General features: G+C 65.3%; 23 protein-coding genes, 1 tRNA gene and 1 pseudogene. 19 read left to right on the forward strand and 6 right to left on the reverse strand.

Features of this window, described 5'->3' with window-relative positions; translation table 11 throughout:
- Positions 1 to 5: 5 nt before the first annotated feature.
- A complete protein-coding gene (locus P5G59_RS06075; RefSeq protein WP_301217029.1) occupies positions 6 to 1,700 on the reverse strand; it encodes a helix-turn-helix domain-containing protein in 1,695 nt (564 codons plus the stop codon).
- A 266-nt stretch (positions 1,701 to 1,966) separates the two neighbouring features.
- Between P5G59_RS06075 and P5G59_RS06080 the strand changes: the two genes are divergently transcribed.
- The 4 genes from P5G59_RS06080 (at position 1,967) to P5G59_RS06095 (ending at position 4,057) form a co-directional block, all read left to right on the forward strand.
- Positions 1,967 to 2,251 carry a winged helix-turn-helix transcriptional regulator gene (locus tag P5G59_RS06080; protein ID WP_301217031.1) on the forward strand — a complete coding sequence of 95 codons (285 nt, stop codon included), beginning with the start codon at positions 1,967 to 1,969 and terminating at the stop codon, positions 2,249 to 2,251.
- A gap of 102 nt (positions 2,252 to 2,353) precedes the next feature.
- The gene (locus P5G59_RS06085; RefSeq protein ID WP_301217033.1) at positions 2,354 to 2,683 is read left to right on the forward strand and encodes a hypothetical protein; all 330 of its coding nucleotides are present in this window, start codon (positions 2,354 to 2,356) and stop codon (positions 2,681 to 2,683) included.
- A 120-nt stretch (positions 2,684 to 2,803) separates the two neighbouring features.
- Entirely contained in the window at positions 2,804 to 3,223 is a 420-nt protein-coding gene (locus P5G59_RS06090; RefSeq protein WP_301217035.1) for a PAS domain-containing protein, read from the forward strand.
- A 543-nt stretch (positions 3,224 to 3,766) separates the two neighbouring features.
- Complete coding sequence (locus P5G59_RS06095) at positions 3,767 to 4,057, forward strand: MDR/zinc-dependent alcohol dehydrogenase-like family protein (protein WP_301217037.1); 291 nt, start codon at positions 3,767 to 3,769, stop codon at positions 4,055 to 4,057.
- A gap of 72 nt (positions 4,058 to 4,129) precedes the next feature.
- Here P5G59_RS06095 and ppsA read toward each other — a convergent pair whose 3' ends face one another.
- Together ppsA and P5G59_RS06105 are read right to left on the reverse strand one after the other, a co-directional pair.
- Positions 4,130 to 6,508, reverse strand: a complete 2,379-nt coding sequence (gene ppsA / locus P5G59_RS06100; RefSeq protein ID WP_301217039.1) for a phosphoenolpyruvate synthase — start codon at positions 6,506 to 6,508, stop codon at positions 4,130 to 4,132.
- Positions 6,509 to 6,528: 20 nt separating this feature from the next.
- A complete protein-coding gene (locus P5G59_RS06105; RefSeq protein ID WP_301217041.1) occupies positions 6,529 to 7,350 on the reverse strand; it encodes a pyruvate, water dikinase regulatory protein in 822 nt (273 codons plus the stop codon).
- A 378-nt stretch (positions 7,351 to 7,728) separates the two neighbouring features.
- On the opposite strand from P5G59_RS06105, the gene P5G59_RS06110 reads away from it, so the two are divergent.
- The 13 genes and pseudogenes from P5G59_RS06110 (at position 7,729) to P5G59_RS06170 (ending at position 21,694) form a co-directional block, all read left to right on the forward strand.
- Positions 7,729 to 7,941 carry a ketopantoate reductase family protein gene (locus tag P5G59_RS06110; protein WP_301217043.1) on the forward strand — a complete coding sequence of 71 codons (213 nt, stop codon included), beginning with the start codon at positions 7,729 to 7,731 and terminating at the stop codon, positions 7,939 to 7,941.
- Positions 7,942 to 7,943: 2 nt separating this feature from the next.
- Entirely contained in the window at positions 7,944 to 8,357 is a 414-nt protein-coding gene (locus P5G59_RS06115) for a PAS domain-containing protein (protein WP_301217044.1), read from the forward strand.
- 251 nt (positions 8,358 to 8,608) lie between these two features.
- On the forward strand, positions 8,609 to 9,556 hold the full coding sequence (locus P5G59_RS06120; RefSeq protein WP_301217046.1) for an IS481 family transposase: 948 nt from the start codon (positions 8,609 to 8,611) through the stop codon (positions 9,554 to 9,556).
- 129 nt (positions 9,557 to 9,685) lie between these two features.
- Positions 9,686 to 10,905: pseudogene (locus P5G59_RS06125) on the forward strand (integrase core domain-containing protein).
- A 382-nt stretch (positions 10,906 to 11,287) separates the two neighbouring features.
- A tRNA-Ser gene (locus tag P5G59_RS06130) sits at positions 11,288 to 11,377 on the forward strand.
- Between the two features lie 229 nt (positions 11,378 to 11,606).
- On the forward strand, positions 11,607 to 12,230 hold the full coding sequence (locus tag P5G59_RS06135; RefSeq protein WP_301217048.1) for a hypothetical protein: 624 nt from the start codon (positions 11,607 to 11,609) through the stop codon (positions 12,228 to 12,230).
- 418 nt (positions 12,231 to 12,648) lie between these two features.
- On the forward strand, positions 12,649 to 13,062 hold the full coding sequence (locus P5G59_RS06140; RefSeq protein ID WP_301217049.1) for a hypothetical protein: 414 nt from the start codon (positions 12,649 to 12,651) through the stop codon (positions 13,060 to 13,062).
- On the forward strand, positions 13,059 to 13,781 hold the full coding sequence (locus P5G59_RS06145; protein WP_301217050.1) for a hypothetical protein: 723 nt from the start codon (positions 13,059 to 13,061) through the stop codon (positions 13,779 to 13,781). Before P5G59_RS06140 ends, P5G59_RS06145 begins: the two co-directional genes overlap by 4 nt.
- 184 nt (positions 13,782 to 13,965) lie before the next feature.
- Positions 13,966 to 14,613, forward strand: a complete 648-nt coding sequence (locus tag P5G59_RS06150) for a DUF4145 domain-containing protein (protein WP_301217051.1) — start codon at positions 13,966 to 13,968, stop codon at positions 14,611 to 14,613.
- A gap of 1,114 nt (positions 14,614 to 15,727) precedes the next feature.
- The gene (locus P5G59_RS06155; RefSeq protein ID WP_301217052.1) at positions 15,728 to 16,582 is read left to right on the forward strand and encodes an Ntn hydrolase family protein; all 855 of its coding nucleotides are present in this window, start codon (positions 15,728 to 15,730) and stop codon (positions 16,580 to 16,582) included.
- A 472-nt stretch (positions 16,583 to 17,054) separates the two neighbouring features.
- Complete coding sequence (locus P5G59_RS06160) at positions 17,055 to 17,348, forward strand: putative quinol monooxygenase (protein WP_301217053.1); 294 nt, start codon at positions 17,055 to 17,057, stop codon at positions 17,346 to 17,348.
- Positions 17,349 to 17,474: 126 nt separating this feature from the next.
- Positions 17,475 to 20,315: an HAD-IC family P-type ATPase gene (locus P5G59_RS06165; RefSeq protein ID WP_301217054.1), complete on the forward strand. Its 2,841-nt coding sequence runs from the start codon at positions 17,475 to 17,477 to the stop codon at positions 20,313 to 20,315.
- A complete protein-coding gene (locus P5G59_RS06170; protein ID WP_301217055.1) occupies positions 20,243 to 21,694 on the forward strand; it encodes an alpha/beta hydrolase in 1,452 nt (483 codons plus the stop codon). The genes P5G59_RS06165 and P5G59_RS06170 overlap by 73 nt, the downstream gene beginning before the upstream one ends.
- Here the strand turns inward: P5G59_RS06170 and P5G59_RS06175 are convergent.
- Positions 21,691 to 22,179 carry a hypothetical protein gene (locus tag P5G59_RS06175; protein WP_301217056.1) on the reverse strand — a complete coding sequence of 163 codons (489 nt, stop codon included), beginning with the start codon at positions 22,177 to 22,179 and terminating at the stop codon, positions 21,691 to 21,693. The two genes, P5G59_RS06170 and P5G59_RS06175, sit on opposite strands and share 4 nt — an antisense overlap.
- Before the next feature lie 59 nt (positions 22,180 to 22,238).
- Between P5G59_RS06175 and P5G59_RS06180 the strand changes: the two genes are divergently transcribed.
- Positions 22,239 to 23,021, forward strand: a complete 783-nt coding sequence (locus P5G59_RS06180; RefSeq protein ID WP_301217057.1) for a hypothetical protein — start codon at positions 22,239 to 22,241, stop codon at positions 23,019 to 23,021.
- On the opposite strand, the gene P5G59_RS06185 is transcribed toward P5G59_RS06180, so the two are convergent.
- Entirely contained in the window at positions 22,994 to 24,496 is a 1,503-nt protein-coding gene (locus P5G59_RS06185) for an MFS transporter (RefSeq protein WP_301217058.1), read from the reverse strand. The two genes, P5G59_RS06180 and P5G59_RS06185, sit on opposite strands and share 28 nt — an antisense overlap.
- A 140-nt stretch (positions 24,497 to 24,636) precedes the next feature.
- On the opposite strand from P5G59_RS06185, the gene P5G59_RS06190 reads away from it, so the two are divergent.
- Positions 24,637 to 25,359 carry a TetR/AcrR family transcriptional regulator gene (locus P5G59_RS06190; RefSeq protein WP_301217059.1) on the forward strand — a complete coding sequence of 241 codons (723 nt, stop codon included), beginning with the start codon at positions 24,637 to 24,639 and terminating at the stop codon, positions 25,357 to 25,359.
- Between the two features lie 4 nt (positions 25,360 to 25,363).
- On the opposite strand, the gene P5G59_RS06195 is transcribed toward P5G59_RS06190, so the two are convergent.
- Entirely contained in the window at positions 25,364 to 25,816 is a 453-nt protein-coding gene (locus tag P5G59_RS06195) for a hypothetical protein (RefSeq protein ID WP_301217060.1), read from the reverse strand.
- Between the last annotated feature and the right edge of the window lie 210 nt (positions 25,817 to 26,026).

A 26,026-nucleotide genomic window follows, 5' to 3' on the forward strand; every position in this document is an offset into this window, starting at 1 on the left:
AACCATCAACGACGAGCGGCGGGCCGAAGACGATCTACTCGGTCCGCCGCTACGCGCGTCGCCATTGTAAGCGCCGGCCAATCGGACGCTGCATCAAGCGAGATGCCCAGAACCTGCTCGATCCGCTGCATCCGCTGACGCAACGTGTTGCGATGAATCACCAGCCGCACGGTGGTCTCGTTCACCGACCCACCACAGCTGGCGAGGACTGACAGCGTCCGGACGAGCTGAGCTCCCTGCTCCACGTCGTAACGGACCAGGGGCTCCAGCACTTCTACCAGTCGGACGACGTCAGGAACCATGCCGCGGACTACGTCCGAGAGTGGGAGAACGTTGCGGATGTCAGAGTACGAGGCGATAGTGACCGGCTGCTCTCGGTCATAGGATTCAGCCCATTCCAGGGCTTTCTGCGCATTCGCCATCGCTTGCCTCATCTGCGCCGGTGTCGCGGCGACGTTCCCCACGCCGATGGCGGCTTGGAGCCCCACGTCCTCCGAGAGCCGCTGCACTGCTGCCAGCAGATGGCTGCTCAGCTCGGCGGAGACACGTCCTCCGGGCGCGTCCGCGAGAATCATGCCCCAGGTTGAATGAAGCAGGACGACCGCGCGCGCGCCGGCGGCCGCGGTGAGCGCTTCCTTGAGTGACCGGCTGGTGGTTTCCCAGTCGCTCCGTACGCCATGTACGCGGATCAGCACCGGGCACACCGGCCCCTCCATCCCCAGCTCCCGCAGTACGCGACCCGCTTCCGCGTCGTCATGGGTGAAACGGAGCCGCGTGGCAAGTGACGAGCCGACGGAGTTGAGGTCGACTGCTTCCAGAAGTACGCCCAGCTGCATCGCGAGTGCGCTGATGCGCTCGAAGTCCTGTGCTCGGAAACGGGCGGTGCGGTAGCAGGAGAGGATTCCACGGGAAGCGCCCATCCCCAGCGACACCGAGGTGTGCTCCATCCCGACGCAATGCTGGTCGATGCTGGCCTGCGCCGCGGCGCGGGAGTGCGTCGACCAGACCCGGTGTTCATCGTTGTCGCCGCGGAAAGCGAACATGATCGGAGCGGCTCCGCTTTCGCGCTGGCTCATGTACTCCAAGACGCAGACCTCCGCGTCGAGGAGGTCTACGAGCCGACGAGCCGCAAATTGCAGACACGGAACGAGCGCAGTTCGCGTGGCGGTCGGGAAGTCGAGAAGGAAATGAGCGCTCGCCGACTGCCGGGCGAGGTTGTCGACCGTCTCAGCTCGGACGAGCCCGCTGGCAAGCAAGCGGCCGACCTCGACGGCGATCGCCAGCTCATCCTCCCCGAAGGCTGCTTCATCCATCGAATACAGCGCGAAAACGCCACGCAACTGATTCTGTTCGTCGGCGATGGGGACGGCCAGCACGCTCTGGAACTCGTTCTCATCGATGGCGTCGAATCCCATGAATCGAGGATCGTCCTGGAGGTCCCGTTCGATGATGACTGAACGCTCTCGCAGGGCCGCCCAGCCGGCGATGCCCTCGCCGAGGCGCAGCTTGATCTCGTTGATGCCAGCTCGCTGCGGAACAGCTGTCGCCACACGCAGGACGAGCCGCTCCTCCTCGGAATCCCAGAGGTAGACGAAGACCGCCGCGGTGTCGGTTGCGCGGCCGACCAGTTCGACGGCATCCTTCGCCAGCGCGACCGGGTCGCTGCCCTCAGCGAAGAGAACCACAAGCTGCGAGAGCACTGCAGCCCGTCGTTCCGCAAGCACATCCTGCCTATCTGTCGGCACTATGTCATCCCTTCGTGCCTTTGGCGGCCGTCGTCTAACCCTTCCGCGACTTTAGGCGGGCAGCCGAGTCGGGGTCTGTGCTGGCCTCACTGCGCGATCCGCACGAATGTGCCACATGCACACAGTAGTCGTCCGTTGTTGTGGGATCCTCTTCTCCAGTTGCCTTGCGACGTTCAAGCAGACAAACTCGTGCCTACTCAATTAACGATGATTGGGGTCAGATGACCGGCACACGCGATGCGCTTCCACACCTTGCCGGACAGAACGACGGCTGGATACCGCCGACGGAGTTCTGTCCGGTATCCATCGGCGCGCGCCTCATTGCCGACCGCTGGACCATGCTGATCGTTCGAGAGATCCTCGTCGGGGTCACCCGCTTCAACGCCATTCACCGCGCATTGCCCGCGATGTCGCGATCCCTACTCTCCACCCGGCTTCAATATCTTGAAAGAATCGGCGTCGTCGAGCACGTATATGCTGACCCGTCCAGCGCCCGAGGCGAATAGCGGCTGACAGACTCCGGGCTTGCCCTGCGCCCCGTCCTCGAGGCGCTAGGTGCTTGGGCCCTCGACTGGAAGGTGCCGCCACATGCTGACGCCGAGCTCTCGGTGACATCGCTCATGTGGCAGATGTACCAAGGTCTCAACCGGGATGTGCTGCCCAAAGAGGATCTGCAACTCGCCTTCCGGTTTCCTCGCGCGAAACCAACATCGGCATATATCTACGTGAGCCCTACCAGCTCCGGCGCCTGCATCGGGGTTCCAGACCGGGAACCGGACCTGACCGTGATCGTCGAGCCGCTCGTGCTGAACGACCTCGGGTGGGGCAAACGTGCCTGTGCGGCAGCGATCGCAACAGGCGACGTCGGATTCGAAGGTTCCCCCGAACTCGCCCGGGCATACCCGACCTGGTTCCGACCAAGGTCGCTCTCGGCCTGAACCCGGCCCCAGCGCTCCCAGTACAGAAACTGGACTGGAAGGAACCGGCCCCTCCTGCTCGACTAGCGGAAAGCATGCGGGGCCGCCAAATGGCGTGCCCCTTCCCAGAGAGGACGCCCGATGGCCGACAACACACCTTCCGACGTGGACTTCCGGCGCTTGTTCGAAGCGCTTCCCAACCAGTACATCGTCGTCGACCCGAACCGAACCGTCGTCGCAGCGACGGACACCTTCCTCGCCGCAACGCTCAAGGAGCGCGACCGCATCGTCGGACGCGACATCCTCGACGTGTTCCCGAACAACCCGGAGGACCCGACCGCGAACGGCACAACGGTGCTGAGAGAATCCATCGAACGCGTCCTCGCCACCAAGGAGATCGACATCCTGCGCCCGCAGCGCTATGACATGGAGATCTCCGACGGATCCTTCGAGGTGCGCTACTGGCAGCCGTTGAACGCGCCTGTCTTCGATGCCGACGGTGAGATCGTCTTCGTCCTGCACGGAGCCGAGGACGTGACGGCTCAGATGACGGGCGCCTGATGATGCGGTACAGATCCTGCACTATTCACAAAACGGCAGATGGGATCGACTAGCGACATGTCAATCACTGTCACCCTCGTCGGAGGCCCAACGGCGGTCCTCGACCTCGCCGGCCTCCGCATCGTCACCGATCCCCGCCTTCGACGCACCGCAGGTCTACCACCACCCCATTGCAGGTCCTGTGGTCAAGAAGACCGGACCGGCATTCACCCCGGAGCAACTCGGCACTGTCGACGTGGCGCTCGCTTCACACGAGCACATCGACAACCTCGACGTGTCCGGCCGGGGTTTCCTGACGATGGTCCCCAACGCGTTCACCACCTCGCAGGTGGCGGATCAGTTCGGACCGAATGTCACCGGCCTCACCGAGTACGAGTCGGCAACTGTAGCGCTCCCCGAGGGCGGCGAACTGAAGATCACTGCCGTGCCCGCTCAGCACGGACCCGACGAGGTCGCGGAGGCGCTCGGACCGGTGATCGGGTCATCCTCGAAGCGGAAGGACATCCGACGGTCTACGTCAGCGGCGATAACTCCGAGCTCGCCGTGGTCGAGGACATCGCTGCGAGGTATCCGTCGGTTGACGTGGCGATCCTGTTCGTGGGCGGCGCAAAGTTCGACGTCATCGCCGACGGTCAGTACATCACGCTCAGCAACGAGCGCGCTCTCGAGGCGGCCAAGACTCTTGGCGCCACGAAGGTGATCGCCGTCCACGAGGACTCCTGGGCGCACTTCAGCCAGGACGCTGAGGGGATTCGCGGCTTGTTCGAGAACGCCGGCCTCGGCGACGCGATCATCGCGCTGCAGCCGGGGGAGTCGAAGACCTTCGACGCCTGATACATCCCATCGCATCTCGTCCCGTCGCAGGAGAAGGGCCACCGACTTCCCGGTCGGTGGCCCTTCTCCGAATCAGGCTGGCTGTTCTGTCGCGCTCAAACGCATCCATGTGTCGAGTACGGTGTCCGGGTTCAGCGACACCGACTCGATGCCGTTGGCGACCAGCCACTCCGCGAGGTCGGGGTGATCGCTGGGGCCTTGGCCGCAGATACCCACGTACTTACCGTGGCGCCGACATGCCGCGATAGCGAGGGAGAGCAGAGCCAGCACCGCAGGGTCGCGCTCATCGAACCGGTGAGCGACGTCAGCACTGTCGCGATCCAAACCAAGCGCGAGTTGCGTCAGGTCATTGGAGCCGATCGAGAAGCCGTCGAAGTACGGGAGGAAGTCGTCGGCGAGCAATGCGTTGCTTGGAATCTCGCACATCATGATGATCTTCAAACCGTTTTCTCCTCGACGGAGCCCGTTCTCGCCGAGGAGTTCAACCACTGCTGCCGCCTCTTCTATCGTGCGGACGAACGGAATCATCACCTGAACGTTGGTGAACCCCATCTCGTCGCGGACGAATCGCAACGCTTCGCACTCCATGCGGAAGCACTCCCGGAACTCGGGCGATAGGTACCTTGAGGCTCCCCGGTAGCCGATCATCGGGTTCTCCTCGTCCGGTTCGAACCTGTCGCCGCCGAGCATGTTGGCGTACTCGTTCGATTTGAAGTCGGAGAGCCGCACGATCACCGGCTGGGGGGCGAAGGCTGCGGCGATCATGGATACGCCCTCCGCAACTCTCTTCACGAAGTACTCGCGCGGACTTCCGTAGGCCACGGTGCGGCACGCGATCTCTCGGCGGACGTCCTCCGGGAGCCGATCCGGCTCCACCAGTGCTCGCGGGTGAATGCCAACCTGCCGGTTAATAAGGAACTCGAGCCGGGCAAGGCCCACGCCGGCGTTCGGCAGGCGAGAGAACGCGAACGCCTGATCGGGCGCTCCCACGTTCATCATGATCTTCACGGGAGGTGTCGGCATGGTGTCGAGCGGCGTCTCCTCCTCCACGAAATCGAGGAGCTCGGCGAGCACCAGGCCCGTGTCGCCGTTCGCGCACGAGACTGTCACGAGGCGGCCCTCTTCGAGGTCGCGCGTTGCCGTGCCAGTGCCGACCACTGCAGGGATCCCGAGCTCACGCGCGATGATAGCGGCGTGACAGGTTCGGCCCCCGCGATTCGTCACAATCGCAGACGCTCGCTTCATGATCGGTTCCCAATCCGGGTCCGTCATATCGGCAACAAGCACATCTCCGGGGGAGAAGCTGCTCATCTGGTCCAGGTGGGAGAGCACTCGCACAGGTCCCGCCCCGATCCGCTGTCCGATGGCTCTGCCTTCGACCAGTACCGTTCCCTCTTCACGTAGCCGGAATCGACGGATCACGTTTCCACTGGCCCGGGATGCGACGGTCTCTGGCCTGGCCTGCACGATAGACAAGGTTCCGTCAAGACCGTCCTTGGCCCATTCGATGTCCATCGCTCGCCCGTAATGTTCCTCGATGATCAAGGCCAGCCTTGCCAGCTCCTCGACCTCAACGTCAGTGAGGGACAGCATCTGCCGTTCAGCCTCGGGGACATCAACGAATGTTGTGCTCGCGCCGGCAGCACGGCTGTGGGTGTAACGCATGGCGATCGCTTTCTCGCCGACCGAACGCTTCAGCACCGCCGGCCGACCCGAACGCAGCGCCATCTTTGAAACATAGAACTCATCCGGGTTCACCGCGCCCTGCACGACCGACTCTCCGAGACCGTACGAGCTGGTGACGAAGACAGCTTGGTCGAAGCCCGATTCCGTGTCCAAAGTGAACATGACACCCGATGCGCCGATGTCGGAACGTACCATCCGTTGTACGCCCGCAGAGAGAGCGACCTCGTCGTGGTCGTAGCCCTGATGGTTGCGGTATGCGATGGCGCGGTCGTTGTAGAGCGAGGCGTAGACGCGACGGATTGCGCTGAGGACGTTCTCGATCCCGCCGATGTTGAGGAAAGTCTCCTGCTGGCCCGCGAACGACGCGTCCGGGAGGTCCTCCGCGGTGGCGCTCGATCGGACCGCCCAGGTGCTGCCAGTGTCGCCGTCCTGTTTCGTCAGTTCCGCGAATGCCGCCCGGATGTCGGCTTCGACATCCGACGGGAGCGGATGCTCCTCGATCCACCGGCGAATCTCCGCACCAGTGCCGATGAGCTGGGCGACATCGTCGACGTCTGTAGCCGCTAATGCCGCGGCGATGCGACCACGGAGGTCGTCGTGAGCCAGGAAGCGTCGATAGGCGTCTGCTGTGGTCGCGAATCCCAGTGGGACGCGGACGCCGAGCCGGGTCAGGTTGGACACCATTTCGCCGAGGGAAGCGTTCTTTCCTCCGACCGCGTCGATGTCGCTCATATCGATGTGGTCGAACCAGAGGACGTTACTCATGAGCTCTCCTTTTCTTGGAATCAGGGGCGCAGCTTCAATGTCTGCAAGATCACGGCGGACATCTCTTCGACGCTCTTCGTCGAGGAGTTGAGGTAAGGGATGCCAGTCGCGCGATAGAGGATTTCGGCTCGCCGAAGTTCCCGAGTGCATTGGGCGAGACTCGAGTACCGCGATGACGGTCGTCGTTCGTGGCGGACCTGACTCAATCGCAGCGGAGTGGTTGTCAGACCGAAGCAACGGGATGCGTACCGAGCGACGTCTCGAGGGAGCCCATCGCCGGGATCGTCGTCGTCGGTCAGCGGGTAGTTTGCAACCAGGAGCCTGTACTGCAGCGCCAAGTACATGGTCGTCGGTGTTTTCCCGCACCGACTCGGCGCGACGATGATGACATCCGCGATGTCCAGGGCGCGCATGCTTTGTCCGTCGTCGTGCTCGATGGCATATTCGACCGCTCGCATCCGCCGGAAGTACTGTTCCGGGTCGCCTACGGTGTGGAACCGCCCGAGCTGCTCGGTAGCAGTCGTCGCGAGGCAGTTCTCGAGCTCGGTTAGATGGCCCTGCAGAAGGTCGATGCGCGTAGCGGGCGCGGCGGCGAGGGCATCGCTGACCGAGGCGTCCTTCGTGGTGGTGAACAGGATCGGATCAAGCCCCGCCGCGTGCGCGTCCGCAATACCCCGGACGACATCGCGGGCCCCTCCGACACTGTCGACGAACGGGATCGTGTGGCGGAGGAACGTCAGCCCAGGGAAGTTGGAGAGTAGCGCGTTGCCTAGGGTCTCAGCAGTGATGCCCGTGCTGTCGGACACGAAGTAGACCGCGCGTCGCGGCTGTGGCGTCGACATTGATGCATCACCTCGACGCTCACAATCGCAGCGTCACGACTGCAGAGCATGTGCTTTCCGCACGTCATCCCGGTGCCAGCTGTGCAGCATCGGCCCGCCATCGATGGCGGGCCCTTAAGAAGTCGCCACAACATGGAAGGGCCGTCCGCTCAATAGCGGACGGCCCCGGCTACGCCTGGATCATCTCAAACGCTTGACGGCTTGTCAGTCGGTCGCGAGTTGTCGCTCGTCTCGTTTGCGAACCATGACGAGCGCCAGCACTGCAGCTCCGAGAAGGACGGCGGCGGCCACGAGCAAGCTGCCCCGGTAGCCGGCGACGAGGTCTGCGGCGACCAGATCGGATGCCGGTGCGCTGTGGGCTGTGATCGTCGCGGCGCCATGGTGGCGTCGATCCCGCCGAGCTACCGCACCTCCCTCAAAGAAGACCACGACAAGGGCCGGCCGACCGAGGTCAAGGCGCAGATCATGGATGTGCTCGCGCTGGGCACCAGCGCCGGCGTGGAGATGCCCGCCTACCGGCGCATCGTCGACGCCCTGTCCCTCGCGCAGCTGGCGGACGCGACCGCTCGAACGACCACGAAAGGACACTGATCATGATGAACGACCTCCTGGCCCTCTCGGACCTCACCCGCATTTTCGATGCGCTGCCGGAGCCGTACGTCGTCGTCGACGGCGACCGTACCATCGTCGCCGCGACCGACTCGTTCCTGGCCAGCACCGGGGTGGGCCGCGACTGCATCGGACGGGACATCCTGGACGTCTTCCCGGACAACCCCGACGACCCGATGGCGAACGGCACCGCTGTACTGAAGGGAGCGATCGAGGACGTCATCGAAGACAAGGTGAGCCTCGACCTGCCCCCGCAGCGGTATGACATGGAGCAACCGGACGGGTCCTTCGAGGTGCGCTATTGGAAGCCGACCTTCCTCCCCGCCTTCGGAGACGACGGCGACGTGCGCTACGTGCTGCACGGAGCCGTCGACGTCACCGCGGTGATGACCGAATAGGGTCGTCCCGCCACTCGAGCGGACGCGGTGCGGAGGCTGTCGCCGCCCTCGCACCGCGTCGTTGGGCTTAACCGGAAGATCAGGAGTATCCGCCGTAACGCAATTCCGGGAGTTAATCAGCACAAACTACGATCACCGAACCGACTGGCCGCGTCATCGGAGATGTCCTGATTCATCACATCGGCCAATCTGACGTATAAAACTGACGGAGGTTGTTGACAGTCGGGTCTTCCACTTGGGAGGAAGACTGCATGACACGAGAACTCTCCGCCTCGGCCCAGCGGGCGATTGAACGGCGGGCGAATCACAAGCTCGCGGTGCTGCGGCATGTTGAGGAAGTCAGCGGCAACATCGCCGCGAGCTGCCGCTACTACGGCGTGAGCCGGCAGGCCTACTACCACTGGCTCAAGCGCTACGAGGCGGAAGGGTTCGAGGGGCTCAAGGATCGCTCTAGCGCCCCGCATCACTCACCGGCCGCGACCGATGCGGAGGTGATCGAGAAGATCCTCTGGCTGCGCCAGCAGTATCACTTCGGGCCGGAGAAGATCGCGATGTATTTGAAGCGATATCACGACATCACGATCAGCGTCTCCGGAGTCTGGCGGATCCTCAAGGAGGTCGGCCCGAACCGGTTGCCGGCTTCGCAGCGTTACAAACGTCGGGAGATCCGGTGGAAGCGCTACGAGAAGCAGCGCCCCGGCCATGCGCTGCAGGTGGATGTGAAGTTCATCGAACCTTTGGGCCAGACCGGCAAAAAGAAGCGCTACTACCAATACACCGCCATCGATGACTGCACCCGTCTGCGCGTGCTCAAGGCCTACCCGACCCACGATCAGAAGACCGCGATCCGCTTCATCGACCACGTCCTCTCCAAGCTGCCGTTCAAAGTCGAGAAGGTCCAAACCGACAACGGCAGCGGCCAGTCCTTCCACTGGCACCTGCTGGACAAGGGCATCGACCACATCCGCATCAGACCTGCCACGCCGCGGCTGAACGGCAAGATCGAGCGCTCGCACCGGATCGACGCGGAGGAGTTCTACCGGCTCCTGGAGGGGCAGGTCATCGACGACGTCAACCTCTTCAACGACCGCCTCCAACAATGGGAGGACTACTACAACTACGATCGACCACACGGAGCCCTCGCAGGCCAGACTCCTTACGAGCGACTCAAGCAGAAAACACAGGACCCGCTGTCATAGGCCTTTGTCAGTTGCACATCGGCCAATCTGACGTGTTATGTCTCAGCGCATCCGTAACGAACCTGCCTCAATAGATCGGTAACGCTTGGGGCTGTCTTGGTGGTGACACTTGTCCTCGATCTTTGAGGGATGAGTCGTGTTGAGCCTGTTGATCCTCGTGTCCGTCTCGCGATCGCCCAGTGGCCTGATGATGCGCCGCGGGGTCGGTGACGACGTTCTGTCTTGAGCACGGGATCGCCCGAAAGACGTTCTATGCGATCCGCAATCGAGCGCGGTCGGAGGGACAGGCTGCGGCACTTGAGCCACGCACCCGCCGGCCGTCGATGATCCAGAACCGGATCTCCGACGAGGTGAAGGCTCAGGCGATCGGGGTTCGTGCGGCGCTGGAGCAGTCAGGGTTGGATCACGGGCCGATCAGTGTTCACGAGAAGATGCGCGCCCTCCGGATGGAACCAGTCCCCGCGGTGTCGTCGTTAGCGCGGATCTTCCGCGACGCTGGCGTCGCTCGACTCGAGCCGAAGAAGAAGCCGCGGGCGTCCTATCGCCGGTTCGTTTATCCGGCGCCGAACGCGTGCTGGCAACTCGACGGCACCGAATACGTTCTGACCGGTGGTCGCAAGTGCGTGATCTTCCAGCTCATCGACGATCACTCCCGGCTTGCGGTGGCCTCCCACGTCTCCTGGGGTGAGACCTCCGAAGGGGCGATCGCAGTGGTCAGCAAGGGGATCGCAGCACATGGCGTCCCGCAACGGCTGCTGTCAGATAACGGGGCGGCGTTGAACCCGTCGCGGCGGGGAGTGCTGGGCCAGTTGGTCGTCTATCTGCGCTCGCTCGGCGTTGAGCCGATCACCGGCAAGCCCTATAAGCCGACCACGCAGGGGAAGAATGAGCGCTTCCACCAGACCCTGTTCCGGTTCCTCGACAAGCAACCGCTCGCCGAGACCCTTGAGCAGTTGCAAGCCCAGGTCGATGCATTCGATCTGATCTATAACACTGAGCGACCGCACCAAGGATTGCCGGGCCGGATCACTCCGACGCTGGCCTGGGCGGCGACGCCGGTGGTCGAGCCGCCTCGGCCGGTTCCGCAGCTGGCGGCCCCGCTCGCGGACGATGGCCTGCGAATGACCCGGATCCACGACAACGGCACCGTCTATGCCCGCGGCGCCAAGTTCCAAGTCAGCCGCACCCTCGCCGGCAGCATCGCCTACCGGATCGAGGAAGACGACCACCTCCTCATCTTCGGCGCCCAGGGCACCCTCTTGGCCGAATACCCGTGGCCCGAACCGGGCACCAAATACGTCGGCAACGGCCAACCCCGCGGACCCCGTGGACCACGCAAAACCCGCTAACTGTTACCGATGTCCTGAGACATAAAGTGTTACCGATGTCCTGAGGCAGAACTGTTACCGATGTCTTGAGACATCACATCGGCCAATCTGACGGCACGCCGCGATCTGCGCACATTTTGCGCACAACTGGGTGGGGTCATGAGAGGTCGTAGAGAGTTAGTCGAGCCCGTGGATCGTTGATTTTCTGCGGTTTCATGTCGACGGCGGGATGCCCAAAGGTCCCCGGATAGAGTTCGAATCCCACGCTCTCGACTCGCGACCATGAATGCTTCAAGAACCCTCTTTGGCTGGGTGTCGGCGAGCCTGAAACCGGGACAGCCAGGGGACAGTTGCAATCAACTCCGCGTTGTGCAGAGCGGTGCATTTGTTGCACGCGATGCGCGGAAATGCGGTGCTCGGCCGGGTTACTCGACCCTGCTAAGGTGGAGTCCCCGTAAGGGGACCGAGGGTTCAAATCCCTCCGTCTCCGCCACTAGATGTGGTGGTCAGGGCCGGTTTATGCCGCTCAAGCATCGCCACCCCCCCAATGTCCCACAGCTGATCTCGCTGCGGCGTCATCGCGCCCAATCGAAATGGTGTGTCGAGGTCATCGAATGAGCGGCTCCGGGAATTCGCCCGGGGTAGAGGGCAGGGACCGGTCACTCGTGCTCCGCCGGCAGTCGGGACGGAGGAAGTCGGGTGTCCCCAAGTACGCTCGGGCTATGGATGAGTTGGCTCAGGACATTACGTGGCATACGAGTCTGCCCGAACCGCTTTACCGCGTGATTGGCCGAGTCGCGCACTCATCAGCCTTGCTGGACGCGATGTTAGGTGAGTTTGCGGAAACGTTGGCCGGCGGCGTAGAAGCCTGGGTTTTTGTCTCTGGGCAAAACACTGAGTGGCTGATCCAGACCTGCCGTACCCTTCTCAAGATAACGGACCCATACAACGACAGTTTCACCGTCGATTTTCACGCCGACATCCTGCGAAACCTTGACCGGGCCAACTCCCTGCGTGTGCTCCGGAACAGAGTTGTCCACGGAACGTGGAGCAACGTTCCTTTTGCCGAGGAACCGATCTCTCGGCCATGGGGAAGCACAGCCGATTCTGATCGCGTCTATTGGGTGTCTCGCGATCGTCAGCGCAGATCCTTCGAAGAGCAAGCGATGACCGTAGCGGACGTGGATCGCCTGGCGGACGAGTTTGATCGCGTTACGGCGTCGACAATTCGCATCTACCGAGCTTTCTCTCCTCACGAGCCTGACTGGCCTCCGTTTAGGCGTTGGCGCGACCTAGGTTTCGGTGACGATGCATCCGCTGATTTGGACGACGCGGACCCGCACTAAGAGGAAGCCGACACCACTCCTCGAGCGGCGGGCCCACTCGGACTGCGTCGGTGAGGGCGAAAGTGGGCGACCGCTGACGTCATCTTGCTTCACCCTCAGCTCCTCAAACAGCTGGTCGAACGCGGCCCCCAGCGCCACGAGAGATCGAAAAGCATCGACACTTGAGCGCATCCGCGCGCGAAAAGCTGCCGTTGGGGACCGTTTGGCTGACAGTAGTGAGAGAGCCGTTCTCCATCCTTGCAGTGTTACGGTACGAGGCCCTCAGCTACCCGTGCCTCTCGCAAGAGCGAGCCCTTGAGTCGCTATCCGGCTACAAGTCACCTGCCGGTCTACTCCGACCGCTCCATAGCAGCGATTCCACCCCGACGTGCCGGAGCGTACCGCGGCGAATACGTGGATGCCTCGCTAGATTCGTCGCATGACCTTGAAGTCATGGGCGGTGAACTACATCGGGCGGCCGGTTACGGTCGCAGATCTGGTCGACCTTGCGACGGTCGAGCTCGACGATCCGTACTCTTTGCTCACGGCCCTTTACGGCTGGAAGGCAGACCACATGGCGACCACGGCAAAAGCGCTAGCTGGGGCCGGTTCGGCGGTGGCCCTCGCAACGTTGGTCCCCCTCATTCAGGTGGACTCGACCAAGAGCATCGGTTGGGGGTGGCTAATCGCGGCCTGGGTGGCCGCATCGGTCCTGATTGCAATCGGAATCATTGCCTTCTCGTTCGCTCGTCGACTGCATGCTGAGTTCGTCGCGGCTCAAGCCCTCTTAGGTGAGCTTGTCGAGATCAGGGCGTTCATTCGGCGCTATCGTGCGCAGGACGGCCGACTTTGAGCTTCGAACTCTTCATAGGCCTCTCTTCAGCGGTAATAACCGCAGTCACCACGGTTATCGCCGGGCTTGTGTTTATCGGCAACCGCGCCGAGTCTGAACTCCAGCGGGCGACCCTCGAGCGAATCCACGTCGACGCTGTGTTAGGAGAGGCGACCCTCAAGTCGGTGGGTGACCTCATCGTTCGCGACCTTGGCTCGACCTCCATGCCCGACTATGTCCGCGACACTGAAATACGCGTGCGATTCAGGCATGCATTCAATGCCGCGAGAGGCTTCCTCGGTGAACCACTCGAAGAGGCCTCCGACAACGATACGAATACAGAGCCTCCATGGCAGAGTTCAGAACCGCATTGGGCAGATACGGGTTTCACGGCAGATGGTTTGCGAGCCCTTCGAGATATTGGTAATGGCGAAGCCTGGAACGCGTTAGCAAGAATGAGGCGCATTCTCGAACAGGAGCTCTTTGCGCTGCTGAACAGTGAGTCCATCGAGTCGGTGACGAGCGCAGGGCGCCCCACCCGAGGTGGTGCGGGTCAGCTTGTGGTTGTAGCTGAAAGGGCTGGTCTTGTGTCTGAGAACGAGGCGCGCCGACTCCGCCATTCGATTGGTACGGCAAATCGAGCCATCCATGGAGAAGACGTACCGGCAGACGAAGCTGTCGATGCTGTCGTGAGCATTGATCGATTCATTCAAAGACGGCGGGGACCCGCCGTCGACTAGGGGGCGCCGGTAACGACCCTTTGGATCGGGGCCTGGGCGAGTATCCGTGGGACTGCTTTGACGTTGGCGGCGGCGGAGACGGCGAGGCTGACGGTCGTGCGCGCAGGGTCGTGGGTCGACCCTTGACGGTAGGCGGTGCGCAGCGCTGGGCCCGGTGTCGCAGGGCGTCGATATAGTCCAACGTATGCCATCGACTACGTGTCCGTTTTGCGAGCGCTACGCCAACATGACTATCAAATGGGGTCAGCTAGATGATCCGCATGCAGAGGTCAAGTTCGCGGCCACCTGTGACTTCTGCGAGGCCCTGTCGATCGCTCGAGGCCGCAATGTCAATGGAAATTACGGCGGCGTTACCACGGACCTCGGCTTTGTCCGAAAGACTGCCGCTGAGGCCGAGACTAGGAAGACACTGGAGTGGTGGCCCAAAGTGGGGGCCGCGCCCGCAGTCGAAGATGTGCCGGCCTCTATCGCTCGAGCTGCTCGCGAAGCCTATTCGTCGGCCAGCGTAGGAAATCACATGGCAGCCATCCTCATGGCTCGCACGGTTGTCGAGGCTACTGCCAAAAGCAAGGGAATCAGCGATGGCACTCTCGCATCAAAGATCAACTCGATGCAGCGGGAAGGGTTGATTCGCCCCGCTATTGCTGAGCAGGCGCATGAAGTTCGGTTTGCCGGTAACGACATGGCGCACGGAGATATTGATGCTGCCGTGGATGCAACCGATTCGGAAGAGCTTCTAGCGCTCATGGCGGAAGTGCTGAGCGAGGTCTTCCAGGGGCCCGCGAGGCTCGAACGCATTCGAGCTAAGCGACAGTCGGAGGCTCCTGATTGAGGGACTAGGGGTCGCGTCCACAAGAATGACAACACTTTGACAAGACTGGAGAGCTCCAAACATCAAGTACACGGGAGCAGCGGAGCACCATGCGAGCGGCACGGGGTGCTCCCTTTATGAAGCCGAGCCTCCACAAAGGCCCCACGATCGTGGTCAGCCTAGATTGCACTTGGTAGTGAAGAGAAGCGAAGTTCCGCGCCTTCCAGAGTGCTGGTCAGGGGTAATTCCAGCGAACAGAATTGCCTCGAGTCCGATGGAAACCTCACGGTTCACCCACGGCTCGCATTGTTGCTTAGCTCTGGCGATAGTCGAGCCCGCGCAATTGGGGTGACGGTGTCCTAGATTGGTCGCGAGCATGCCCAAAGCGTCCGCGACTGCTTCTTCGTCACTCGGGCTTGCAGCCTCTCGTGTGAGGTATCCCTCGTCGAACCCAGATACGAACTTGCCGGTCAACGGGTCTTCGCTATGAATGCCGCGTAGGGCATCCATGGGTCGGCGGACGGCTTGTTATCGCAAGCTGCATGCACGAAGCGAATCTCGGCCGGCACCCCGTATGGAACGCGATCAAAGACGACGTGCAACTGCGCGTCCCTGATCGGAACGCCGCACGTGTCGCAGACTATACGAACCGTCAACTCCTGGTCATCCTGGTGGTTCCCCGGGCGCCCGGACGGTTCTTGAATAATGCGGCTCATGGCGCCAGATTAGCGTTTCCGCTCCGGACGACCAGTTAGCCCGCAAGCCTGTGACGAGGAAGGTCCAACCGTGAGTGCCGCAGTTCACGAGGCGGCGTGGAAGTAGTGCCGCGGTGGGTTCGAAGTCCTTCGACCACCCAAAGCAGCCCGTCTGTGTGCAGCGCGCTGAGCGCTGAGCGGTGTCCCCGATTCGGCATGGGGAGGCGGCCCCTCCGCGGCGGATCGTCGGCTTGCGTCGGCTGCCCGAGTCGCCCCGAGAGTCCGCCGAGATCCGTTGATAGCGCGGCTACGACGGGATACCAATCCAGTTGGCCAATTGCTCTCCGGAACCGCAATCGTCCCGGGCTGGGATCCATGTCCCCCTTGTTGGGGTGAGCGATGCCCTCGCCTGCGCCAAGTGCGTATGGAAGCGTCAAAACGTGACTATCGCGCTGCTGATCAAGGTGCACGATGGCGTCGTCCTTGCGGCGGATAGTGCATCGACGCTCACCGCCGCGAACCCGGATGGATCCATGTCCATCATGAATATCTATAACAATGCGAACAAGGTGTTCAACCTTCATAAGGGCCTCCCCATCGGTGCAATGACTTGGGGTTTGGGTAACATCGGGCCAGCTTCCATCTCGACGTTAAGCAAGGACTTGCGAGCCAAGTTTCAGGAACAGAGCTCTGGACCCTGGGCCATTGATAGAGCCTCCTATGACATCGAGGCCGTGGCAGCTCAGGCCGCCGAGTTCTTCTACAATGACCACTTCGTTCCCCTCTATGGGAACGACGGTGGGAACACTGGTCCGGATCTGGGATACCTGGTCGGCGGCTATTCGAGCGGGGCGGACCAGCCTCGAGTGTTCGTGATCAGCTCAACCGGCCCAAACGCAGGCAAGCCGACCGAGATTCTTGCAGGCGATACGGGCGCTGCGTGGTGGGGGCAGCCCGAAGCCATCCAGCGCATTCTCACCGGCACAAGCTTGGACACCGCAGTCGCGCTGACCAACCTCGGTGTCCCCCTCCCGCAAGCGCATCAGACGGCTTCGGCGATACAGCAGCAAGTCCAGACTCAACTTGTCGTCGACGCTATGCCGATTCAGGACGCGATCGACCTCGCGGAATTCCTGGTGCACGCAACCATTCAGTACGTCCGCTTTTCGCCCGGCGGGGCTACTGTTGGCGGCCCGATCGAGATTGCTACGATCACGAAGCACGAAGGCTTCAAGTGGGTAGCGCGCAAGCATTACTTCCAGGCAAGGCTCAACCCAGCGTCGGAGATAATATGACCATGCAGAATTACCCGGGTGCCAACGTCTACAGAGCCGGCGCGACTGGGGCTGCTGCCGGGGCATCGCAAATGTCCTCAGGGTCCACCGTCGTCAACAAGGGTCAGGCGGCGTCGGCGCCGCGCGATCTTGGACGCATACTCCGTGCGCACTCGCAAACTAGCAGCGCAAAGGCCGCAAAGCGGAAGTAGCGTCCAGCACTCACCTGGCTTGGGCGCACGGCGGGGTCCGTGGCCGGAGGCAAGGCAAAATCCCGCGGCTTTCCGCTTTGTTAGCGTCGCTTCGGGCCGCGTCAGGGCTCAAATCCCGCCCGTCTCCGCCGATCGAACCCCCGCAATCCCCGCGATTTCGGGTTCTTCCGTTCAGTCGGGGCCGTGGCCGGCATCGGCGGAGGACCGATCCACCGACACCAACGACCATCGAGGAGGCCGGAACGGCATCCCGACGTCCCCCGAGTGCTAGCGTCGCCCCCATGACTGTCACCTCCCTCCTCGACATGCGCTTCGCCGCCGAACACCTCGAGGACGGGCCGCCCGCGCTGGTCGCCATCCTCGAGGACACGCGGGCGTTCGACGGCTGCCTCGGTGTGCAGATCGTCACGGATGTCACGGACCCTACCCATGTGGTCGCGGTCGAGCACTGGGAGTCGCTCGAGCATGACGAGGCGTACCGCGCCTGGCGCGCCGGGCCGGGCGCTTCGGGCCTCGGCGACTACCTGGCCGGACCGCCGACGCTTACGCGGTTCACCGATGGCGCCTCGCTCTGAGCTTGCGACCGCCGGCGTTCGCCCGATTCCGCGCAAAAGCTAGCTCGGCTAGTCAGTGAACCGCTACGTTGTCGACAGGGACGGCGAGCGGGGGCGGTCATGGCGGGAAGCGGAAGACCGGCCGGTGTGCCGCTCGACGAATCCGTCCCCACCGACGCCGGGCGGGGGCTCTCGGCCGCGGAGGTCGCCGAGCGGGTCGCCGACGGCCGGACGAACGCCTACCGGCAGGATGCCAGCCGCAGCGCGGGCAGCATCCTGAGGGCGAACGCGCTGACGCTCTTCAACGGCATCATCGCGGCGTGCTTCCTCGTGCTCCTGCTGCTGGGGCGGTGGCAGGATGCGCTCTTCGGCTTGAGCGCGCTGGCGAACACGATCATCGGCTCGGTCCAGGAGTTCCGGGCGAAGGCCGCGCTGGACCGGCTGGCCGTGCTGCACGCGCCGAACGCGCGCGTGGTGCGCGACGGCAGCCAGAGCCAGATCTCGGTGGCCGACGTCGTGCTCGACGACATCCTCGCCCTCCGCGCCGGAGACCAGGTCCCGGCGGACGCCGTGGTCGTCACGGGCGGACACCTGCAGCTGGACGAGTCCCTGCTCACCGGGGAGTCCGATCCCGTCGACAAGTCGCCGGGCGACGAGGTGCTCTCCGGGTCGGTGGTGGTCGGCGGAGAGGGGCTCGCCCGCGTGGAGCGCGTGGGCGCCGCGTCCTTCGCCAACAGGCTCTCGGCCGAGGCGAAGAAGTTCTCCCTCGTCGCCAGCGAGCTGCGCTCCTCCATCGACCGGGTGCTGCGCTGGGTCACCTGGGTGGTCGGACCGATCGCGCTGCTCGTCTTCAACGCGCAGGTCATCGCGCTGGGCGGCTGGGCGGACACGGTGTCGTCAGGGTCGTGGCGTCAGGCGGCGGTGAACACGATCGCCGCGGTGGTGGCGATGATCCCGCTCGGTCTCGTGCTGATGACGAGCATCGCGTTCGCCGTCGGGGCGGTCAAGCTGGCGCGCCAGCAGGTGCTGGCGCAGGAGCTCGCGGCGGTCGAAGGGCTCGCCCGGGTGGACCTGATCTGCCTCGACAAGACCGGCACGCTCACCGAAGGGGACATCGAGTTCGACGCCGAGTACCCGCTCGGCGACGGCCCCGACGGGTGGCGGGAGGTGCTCGCCTGGTACGGCGCCGACCCGGACGCGAACGCCACGGCGCGGTGCCTGGCGGTGCCGTACTCGCGACCGGTCGCGGGTGGGCCGACCGGGCGCATCCCCTTCTCGTCCGCACGAAAGTGGAGCGCGGTCTCGTTCGGCGCGGAGGCGCCGGGGAGCTGGGTGCTCGGCGGACCCGAGATGGTGTTCCCCGACAACCGGCTGGCGGACCGGACGGCGCAGCTCGCCGCATCCGGCCGCCGGACGCTCGTGCTCGCCCACTCTCCCCGGCCACTGCCCGACGAGGAGCGCCTGCCGGCGGACCTGGAGCCGGTCGCCGTCCTCACTTTCCGCGAGCGCATCCGCTCCGACGCGGCCGAGACGCTGCAGTACTTCGCCGACCAGGGCGTCGCCGTCCGGGTGATCTCCGGCGACAACCCGCAGACGGTCGCCGCCATCGCCCGTCAGGTGGGGCTCGACGCGCCGCAGGGCTTCGACGCCCGCGCGTTGCCGGACGACCCGGTCGAGCTGGCCGAGGTCGTGGAGCGCAACACCGTCTTCGGGCGGGTGACCCCCGACCAGAAGAAGGCGATCGTCGTCGCCCTGCAGTCCAGCGGGCACACGGTGGCGATGACCGGCGACGGCGTGAACGACGCGCTCGCGATCAAGCAGGCGGACATCGGGATCGCGATGGAGTCCGGCGCGGCCGCCACCAAAGCGGTCGCCCGGATCGTGCTGCTCGACGGCCGGTTCTCGCACCTCCCGAGCGTGGTCTCCGAAGGGCGTCAGGTCATCGCGAACATCGAGCGCGTGTCCATGCTGTTCCTCACCAAGACGGCGTACGCGACCGCGCTCGCCGTGCTGTTCGGCGCCTTCGTGCTGCAGTTCCCCTTCCTGCCGCGTCAGCTGTCGGTGATCGACGGTCTGACGATCGGGCTGCCCAGCTTCTTCCTCGCCCTGATGCCGAACGCCCGGCGCTACATCCCCGGGTTCCTGGTGCGCTCGCTCTCGTTCGCGGTCCCCGCCGGCGCGGTGATCGCCCTCACGCTGCTCGTCTACTCCTGGTCGGCCACGTCGTTCGGCATCGGCCAGCCCGAGCTGCGGACTGGCTCCACCCTGATCCTCACCATCGTGGGCCTCTGGGTGCTGACCGTGCTGTCGCGTCCGATCGACGGCTGGAAGGTGATCATCATCGGGTCGATGATGGTCGGGCTGATCCTCGTGTACTCCGTCCCGATCGCACGGGACTTCCTCCAGCTGACCGAGGTCTCCGCGGCCACCGCGCTTCTGGTGCTGGTGTTCTCGGCCGCCTGCGTCGGACTCATCGAGATCGTGCGGTTCGTGCACCGGCGGTTCGTGCACAGGCACACGGCCGCCCATGCGCCGCCGTCCGTCGGCAGCGCCGTCGTCGACGGCCGCGTCCGTCCGCCGGCCGAACTGATCGGCGCCGTCGTGATCTGCTACATCGCGGGCGTCGCGGAGATCCTCGCGGGCATCCTGCTGCTGTTCGTGCGCTACGGGGACGGCCTCGACGCGCTGGAGCGTCTCGTCATCACCGTCGTCGGAGCGATCACGATCCTGCTCGGCCTTCTGGTGATCTCGCTCGGCTCCGGGCTGACCAGGGGCAGACGGGAGGCGCGCGTGCTGCTCACAGTGCTGTTCGCCGCGTCCGCAGCGCTGAGTGTCGTGGTCCTCCTCACGGACGGGGCCGTGACGGCCTTCCGGCTGCTGGATCTCGCCATCAGCGTCGCCGTGATCGTCGTGCTGTGGACGGGGAGGGCCGCCCGCTTCTTCCGCCGCTCCGGCTCGCCGGGGCGGAGAGCGCCGACGGCCGGATGATGGCGCGGACGCCGCGGGGCGGCTCCCGTAGGCGACGGGCCGGTCTGCGCCGGTGGTCCCTCATCGCGGTTCTGGCGGCCTGCGCGACGATCGGAGCCCTCATCGCCCCCGCCGGGGTGCGGGCGTCCACGGCTGCGCAGCTTCAGCGACTGGCACGGCTGGACGCGGCGCAGATCGAGGCGGTGGTCCGGGCGGATCCCGCCCGGCTCCTGGAGCTCGCGAACGCGAACCCGGAGGAGACGGCCCGGGAATGGCCGCGTGTGCCGAAGGGGGAACGTGCGCAGCTCGAGCGACTCCTGCCCGGCTTCGTCGGGAACTTCGACGGGGTCCCGTACGCGACGCGGGACAGGGCGAACAAGCAGGTGCTGCAGCAGCGACTCGCCTCGGCGCAGGCCGCGGTGGTGTCTCGCCCGTCGGATACGGGGAACGTGCTGGCGCTCGCCGCCTACAAGGCGATCCGGGCCGCCGTGACCGTGAAGAGCCACCCGGCGAGGCACCTGGTGGAGTTCGTGCCGGGGGCGCGCCCCACCGCCGCGATCGCCATCGGGAACCTGGACACGGCGTCCATGATCACCTGGGTCATCCCGGGCATGGGCACGTACACCACCGACATGCAGCTGTGGACGCTGGCGGCGCAGAACGTGTGGGCGGCGCAGCGGGACGCCGGGGCGCCGGCCGACCATGCGGTGATCGCGTGGATGGGGTACGTGGTCCCGCCGGTCGGCATCGATGCCGCCCTCGGCGAGTACGCCGCCAGGGGAGCTCCCCTGCTGACCGAGGCGATCCGGGGCGTTCGTGCCGTGCGGGCGGATCGTCTGCCGGTCTTGAACGTCGTCGCGCACTCCTACGGGACGACGATGGCCGCCGATGCCCTGGCCGACAGCCCGCTCGGGATCGGCACGATGGTCCTCCTCGGATCGGCGGGCATCGAGGAGACCATCCGCGACGCGGCCGTCCTCCATGCCGACGCGGTCTACGCCGGCGAGGCGACCGCCGACGAGGAGGCCGCACTCGGTCGGTTCAGCCGCGTCGACCCGCGGAACCCGTCTTTCGGCGCCCGCGTCCTCGCCGTGGACGGCGACGCGGCGGCCGGCTTGAGCGCCGTCACCGGGCACGCCCCGATCCTGCACTCCAGCTACAACGACGACATCGCCACACCGGTGTGGACGGTCATCGCGTCCGTGAAGGCGCGCGAAGCCGCCTACCGCGAGCACCTCGCCGAGCACGGCTACCTCGACCGCGGCACCCAGTCGCTGCAGCAGGTCGGAATCGTCACTGCCGGCACGCGCCCGACGCCGGGCGGTCCGTCGGGCCCATCTGGAACGGCGTTGCTCCCCGAACTGCTCAGCGGCGCCGCAAGTCGAACGGGCCCGGGTTAGTCGGGGCTGCCGTCGTTGCGGGCGCCCAGCCACATAGGCACCCGGCGCCGGATGCCCAGCAGGACGAGTCCGATGATGGAGAGCACGGCGATTGCGGCGCCGAGCGCAGGCAGCCAGGGCGCGATCGCGCCGCCGCCGATGGCGAGTCCTGCTCCGGCGAGGAACGCGAGCCCGATGAGCCCGCCGAACCTGGCGAGCGTCTGACCGCCCAGGAAGGCTCCGCCGGCGAGCGCGACAGCGGTGACCAGCACGGCGACGCCGAGCCCGAGGGCCGGCAGAGTGTCGTCCTGCATGAAGAGGCCGATGATGGCGATGACGGCGCCGATCGCGTAGCCGCCGAGCGTCGTGTAGACCAGCACGCGCGTCCACCGGCTGATGGTTCGGGTGCTCAGTCGGTAACCGCGCGGTGGACGCTTCGCGGGCGGCCTGGTCGACCGCCCGGTGGAGGCGGGGTTGCCTTTCCTGCGGGATCTGCGCTTGGCCATCGACTGCACTCTAGCCGTCCCTGTAGCCTGGAGAACTTTCCTTCGACAGGAGAACATCTATGGCGCACGGCACGATTCAGCACGAGTTCCTCGATCAGGTGTTTCCGCGGATCGCGGCGGATGGCCGTGTGGCGGGCATCGCGGTGGGCGGCTCCCTCGCGAGCGGCGCGTCGGACCAGTACTCGGATGTCGACCTGGTGCTCGCGATCCACAACGACCAGTACGAGTCGGTGATGGCGGATCGTCTGGGTCTGATCGCATCGTGGTCGGCGCCGGCCGTCGCGTTCACCGGCGAGCATGTGGGGGAGCCGCGCCTGATCATCGCGCTGATGGGACCGCCGGTGCTGCACGTCGACTTCACGTTCGTGCGAGTGTCGGATTTCGCGGAGCGTGTGAGCGATCCGCGGCTGCTTTGGGATCCCACGGGCGCTCTGGCGCGGGAGCTGGTGGCGCATCCGCTGGAGGATGCGCCACTGGATCTGCAGTGGATCGAGGATCGGTTCTGGGTGTGGGTGCACTACGGCGCCACGAAGCTCGGCCGGGGTGAGCTCTTCGAGGTCCTCGACACGCTCTCGTTCCTGCGCAGTGTCGTCTTCGGCCCGTTGGCGGCGCTCCGCGCAGGGGTGGAACCCCGCGGTGTCCGGCGTCTGGAGAAGGTCGCCCCCGGCGAAGCGGCGGAACTGAGGGCGACAGTCTGCGGGTACGCCGTCGCCGAGGCTTCGGAGGCGCTGCTCGCAGCCGTGGCGCTCTATCGACGCTGGATCGGCCAGCACCCTGTCGATCGTCGCGACGCGGCGGAGAAGCTCGCGACCGACTACCTCGCCGAGATCGTGGGCCGCTGACCCTCATCCGCGGCCTCCTCGGCGGGAGCGTGCTCGTCCACGGTTCGGGCGTTCGTCAGGGTCAGGGCCCCGACGCCCGAGATGAGTCCGACCGCCACGGCCAGGACGAGGAAGGCGACCTGCTCTCCGTGGAAGAAGGACCCAGCCAGGGCGGAGGTCCAGGTTCCGCTGGGGAGCACGGTGGTGACGAGTGCGGCGATCAGGGTCCCGATGACTGCGGTTCCGAGGCTCGTCCCGACCTCCTGGGCGGCGTCGTTGAGCGCGGCGCCCATGGAGGTGCGGTTCTCGGGCATCGCGCCGACGAGCGCGACCGCGCAGATGGTCATCACGGTTCGCAGACCGATCGTCATGACGACCATCGCGACCGCGATCGCCAGGTAGTTCTTTTCCACGGCCCACGCCATGAGCAGGAGCCCCGCCGCGAGGAGGAGTGCACCGGCGAGACACGCGAAGCGATGGCCGAGCCGGCGGACGAGCCACTCGGTGAGCGGGGTCGCGAGGATCATCGTGAGGACGATCGGGAGGTTGGCGAGCCCGGCCAGCAGCGGTGACCAGCCCCACGCGTACTGGAAGTGCAGGATCAGCGAGAACATCACGCCGGCCATGGCGACGGAGGTGCCGATCTGCGCGATCGCCGCGCCCTGCACCGTGCCGCGGCGGAACAGCGTCAGGTCGAGCATGGGCGAGGCGGCCGTGCGCTCCCGCACGATGAAGAGCACGAGGGACACCACCGCGCCGACGGCGACGCCGATCGTGATCGGCGACACCCAGCCGTTCTGGATGCCGCTGGTCAGCGTGTAGCAGGCCAGGCCGATCGTCAGGACGCTGAGTGCCGCGCCCGGCAGGTCCAGGCGGTCGCGGGTGAGGCCGTCGGCCGTGTCTGCGGGCACGCCCAAGCGGACCCCGACGCAGGCGATGAGGGCGATCGGCGCGTTCACCAGCAGCAGCCACTGCCAGGGGAGGTGGGCGAGCATCGTGCCGCCGAGGAGGGGGCCGAGCACGAACCCCGACATTCCGACGACCATCATCAGCGTGATGGCGCGCATCCGGAGCTTCTCATCGTCGAAGAGCCGGAAGACCAGGGAGTTGGTGATGGGAGCCATCGCGGCTGCCGCGATTCCCAGTGCGGCCCTCAGGGCGATCAGCTCGAACGTGGTGCTCACGAGCAGCACGGCCAGGCTGATCGCGCCGAAGAGGCCGAGGCCGATCTGCAGCACCCGGCGGCGGCCGAAGCGATCGGCGATGGAACCGGCCGTCAGCAGCAGGCCGCCGAAGGTCAGCGAGTACGCGCCGGTGACCCACTGGAGCGAGGTCGTGTCTCCGCCGAGGTCGCGCCCGATCGTCGGCAGCGCGATCGACAGCAGCGTGTTGTCGACCATCTCGACGAAGAAGGCGAGGCACAGCGCGGCCAGGGGCATCCATGCGGCTTTCATCGAGGTGTACGTACGGGCTCTTCCGACGGCGATCGTGCTCATGGCGGCTTCCCAACGCTCGGAGGTGGACAGGGACGGCGAATCGAACAGCGTTCGGTGTTCGAACACAGTTCGATAGAATAGAACAATGTTCGATAAGGTGCAAGCGGGTCCTCGACCGGATCGCGTGATGGGATGGAGCCATGGCAGAGCAGAGGACCGAGAGCGCCGGCCGGCCGCGGCAGCCGCGCACCCGCACGCGCGCATCCCACTCACTGGAGTCGGTGCTGGCGGGTGCCGTCGAGATCCTCGATGAGTCCGGGGCGCAAGGGCTGACCATCCGAGCCCTGGCGGCCCGGCTCGGCGGAGGCGTCGCGAGCGTCTACTGGTATGTGTCGGGCCGCGAAGAGCTGCTCGACCTCGCCGCAGACTCCGTGCTCGGCGGCATCTTCGACCAGATCGCCGACGTCGGCTCGGACGATCCGATCGACGACCTCCGCGCGATCGCCATGGCGATGTTCGACACGATCGTCGACCGCCCCTGGCTCGGCGCGTACGTGCTGCGGGATACCGGGCTTCAGGTCCACTCGCTGCAGCTCTACGAGCGCATCGGCGAGGAGGTCATGCGCCTGGGGCTCACGCCGCGGCAGGTGTTCCACGCGACCTCGGCCGTCGTCGGATTCGTCATCGGGACGGCCGCAGACCTCGGGCAGGAGCCGCCCGCGGCCGTCGTGTCAGGCGAGGTGACGCGCGAGGAGTACCTGGCACGTATCGCAGGCGAGTGGCGCGCGCTCGATGCGACCGCGTACCCCTTCATCAACCACATCGTCGGCGAGTTCGAGCGGCACAACGACCGCGATCAGTTCGCCGCCGGGCTCGATCTCCTCCTCGCCGGACTCCGGCTGCAGTCGGAATCGGCTCGGTAGGCGCTCAGGCGGCGAGGTCGCGCGCGCTCACGACGAGCGGCGCCGCCTCGTGCTCGCCCTGGCCGACGCACACGAAGAACACGAACTCCGTCGTACTCGGCACGGTGACCACGGCGGCCGCGCTGGCGAAGACTCCGGCGGGCAGCTCTTCGAGTCGCGCCATCTCGAGGGTGCGGCGTTCAGCGTCCCGGACGATGCCCTGGAAGGCGAAGAACGCGTCCAGGTGGGCGTCGTCATCGGGGGCGCCGAGCCAGGCGACCAGCGGCGTCGATGTGTTGCGGCTGACGGGGAGGAACGAGAAGATCGCGTCGGCGACCTCTTCGAGCGAGCCGTCACCGCGCGTGACGGCGCGGTCGTCGACGGGCAACGAGGTGACGGCGATCCACTGGCCGGAGCGGACGGCGCTCAGGGTGGACAGCAGGGGTGCGGACAGGGCAGGGTTCAGCTTCGTGAGCATGGAAGTTTCGGGTACTTTCCATCGGGTTGCACGTCAAAGCGTCGGGTGAGTGGTGCGGCCGGCGGATCGCGAGCGGGTCGGGTTCGGGATGTTGTGCGGGCCGCGAGTGCAGCCTGCGATTGCGGTGGCCCAGCGAGTTTCGGGTTCGTAAGGGTTGGATCGATAGTAGGACCGTGTCGGCATTTAAGCTGACACCCGTTTGGGGGTGTT

Origin of the sequence: Leifsonia virtsii (genome assembly GCF_030433675.1) — a bacterium.
In the GTDB taxonomy this organism is placed as follows: domain Bacteria; phylum Actinomycetota; class Actinomycetes; order Actinomycetales; family Microbacteriaceae; genus Leifsonia; species Leifsonia virtsii.

Coding starts and splice junctions, on each gene's coding strand:
- P5G59_RS06080 (WP_301217031.1), top strand. CDS start 1,967: ATGACCGGCACACGCGATGCGCTTCCACACCTTGCCGGACAGAACGAC.
- P5G59_RS06115 (WP_301217044.1), top strand. CDS start 7,944: ATGATGAACGACCTCCTGGCCCTCTCGGACCTCACCCGCATTTTCGAT.
- P5G59_RS06150 (WP_301217051.1), top strand. CDS start 13,966: ATGCCATCGACTACGTGTCCGTTTTGCGAGCGCTACGCCAACATGACT.
- P5G59_RS06135 (WP_301217048.1), top strand. CDS start 11,607: ATGGATGAGTTGGCTCAGGACATTACGTGGCATACGAGTCTGCCCGAA.
- P5G59_RS06190 (WP_301217059.1), top strand. CDS start 24,637: ATGGCAGAGCAGAGGACCGAGAGCGCCGGCCGGCCGCGGCAGCCGCGC.
- P5G59_RS06180 (WP_301217057.1), top strand. CDS start 22,239: ATGGCGCACGGCACGATTCAGCACGAGTTCCTCGATCAGGTGTTTCCG.
- P5G59_RS06105 (WP_301217041.1), bottom strand. CDS start 7,350: ATGTCGACGCCACAGCCGCGACGCGCGGTCTACTTCGTGTCCGACAGC.
- P5G59_RS06160 (WP_301217053.1), top strand. CDS start 17,055: ATGACTGTCACCTCCCTCCTCGACATGCGCTTCGCCGCCGAACACCTC.
- P5G59_RS06090 (WP_301217035.1), top strand. CDS start 2,804: ATGGCCGACAACACACCTTCCGACGTGGACTTCCGGCGCTTGTTCGAA.
- P5G59_RS06120 (WP_301217046.1), top strand. CDS start 8,609: ATGACACGAGAACTCTCCGCCTCGGCCCAGCGGGCGATTGAACGGCGG.
- ppsA (WP_301217039.1), bottom strand. CDS start 6,508: ATGAGTAACGTCCTCTGGTTCGACCACATCGATATGAGCGACATCGAC.
- P5G59_RS06110 (WP_301217043.1), top strand. CDS start 7,729: ATGGTGGCGTCGATCCCGCCGAGCTACCGCACCTCCCTCAAAGAAGAC.
- P5G59_RS06140 (WP_301217049.1), top strand. CDS start 12,649: ATGACCTTGAAGTCATGGGCGGTGAACTACATCGGGCGGCCGGTTACG.
- P5G59_RS06175 (WP_301217056.1), bottom strand. CDS start 22,179: ATGGCCAAGCGCAGATCCCGCAGGAAAGGCAACCCCGCCTCCACCGGG.
- P5G59_RS06185 (WP_301217058.1), bottom strand. CDS start 24,496: ATGAGCACGATCGCCGTCGGAAGAGCCCGTACGTACACCTCGATGAAA.
- P5G59_RS06195 (WP_301217060.1), bottom strand. CDS start 25,816: ATGCTCACGAAGCTGAACCCTGCCCTGTCCGCACCCCTGCTGTCCACC.